Below are 1467 nucleotides of genomic sequence, written 5' to 3' on the forward strand. Positions count from 1 at the left end.
TTGGCCATGTACGGCTGCTAAAGCCATAAAAGAAAAAAAGGTACCTAGAAGAATTCTGTTCATAAAAGCTCTTTTGACAGCTAAAGAACACAGTAAAAAAGCTAAACGTTTCCGTAGCTGCATTATTACCCGGTTTATAGCTTAAAAGCGTTTTTAACTAACGATAATGCTATATATAATAAGATTACGAAAGGTAAGCCAATGATTCCCAAAGTGACAATCAGACCGGCTGACAGAATCAAGAAAATGATAACAATTTTATTATCACTCCATGAAAAGTTTTTAAGCTTAAGCGAAAACAACCGAATAGGAGCCACTAACAAAAGTGAGAATATCACAGTGATTGCTATTAATACAGGATCATTAATGAATGAAGAAAAATCTGAGTTGCCCTTAAAAAACACTAATGAAGAAAGAAATAGCGCATTTGCCGGAGTAGGTAGACCGATGAAATCTGTTTCCTGATTTTCATCCGTATTAAACTTAGCAAGTCTCAACGCTGAAAATACTGCAACTAAAAAGGCGACAAAAGCTAAAGGCTCACCAGACTCAATCAACTTATAAATAATAGTGGCTGGTAGTACTCCAAAACTTACTACATCGGCCAAAGAGTCTAATTCTTTTCCGATGGGAGAACTAACTTTGAGTAAACGGGCGGCCATACCATCAAAAAAGTCGAAAACCATGGATAACCACATGAGGTAGACGGCTATTTGCAACTCACCTTTGAAGACAAAAGTAATGGCAATACAGCCCGAAGCTAAGTTGCATGATGTTATGAAGTTAGGTATGTGTTTTTTGATCATTGCCCTACGAAGCTACTGCACAAAAAGGATTTGACTTTTTCTCAACACCTATTGTAGTTTTTGGTCCATGACCAGAATAAACCGTAAAATCATCTGTGTAAGCAAAAAACTTATTATGAATGCTACTTATCAAGGTGTCAAAATTACCTCCGGGTAGATCAGTCCTACCTATACTGCCTTGAAATAGCACATCGCCACCGATTATGGTTTTAGTTTCTTTATCTACAAAAGCGATATGTCCGGGTGCATGCCCCGGTACGAATAAAATATCAAGTGATGAATTGCCAAATTTAATTTTTTCAGACTCATCTATGTACTTGTCTATTTCAGACTCCTGATAATTATTAAATCCGTATGAGGGAGCATATGCCTTTACAGCCTTTAGTGTTGCTTCATCGTCTTTATGAGCTAACAGTTCTACTCCATAAGTATTTTTAACAAACTGATTACCCAAAATATGATCTATATGACAATGAGTGTTTAGTAAGTAAACAACCTTCAGCTCGTTATTTTTGATGAAATCGGTCAGTTCCTGCCGTTCGTAATCTTCATAACAACCAGGGTCTACGATTACACATTCTTTGGTGTCATCATATAGCACATAGGTGTTTTCCATGAATGGGTTAAAAACGAAAGACTTTACCTGAATCATAGCAATAAC

At 36.5% G+C, this 1467-nt stretch carries 2 protein-coding genes; both read right to left on the minus strand.

The annotated features are described in order from the left end of the window. Positions 1–134: 134 nt before the first annotated feature. A complete protein-coding gene (pssA, locus tag E1176_RS01110; protein WP_155208744.1) occupies positions 135–806 on the minus strand; it encodes a CDP-diacylglycerol--serine O-phosphatidyltransferase in 672 nt (223 codons plus the stop codon). A 4-nt stretch (positions 807–810) separates the two neighbouring features. Beyond that, on the minus strand, positions 811–1467 hold a 657-nt coding region (locus E1176_RS01115), incomplete at its 5' end, for an MBL fold metallo-hydrolase (protein ID WP_343030488.1).

The organism is Fulvivirga aurantia, assembly GCF_009711475.1.
Classification (GTDB): domain Bacteria; phylum Bacteroidota; class Bacteroidia; order Cytophagales; family Cyclobacteriaceae; genus Fulvivirga; species Fulvivirga aurantia.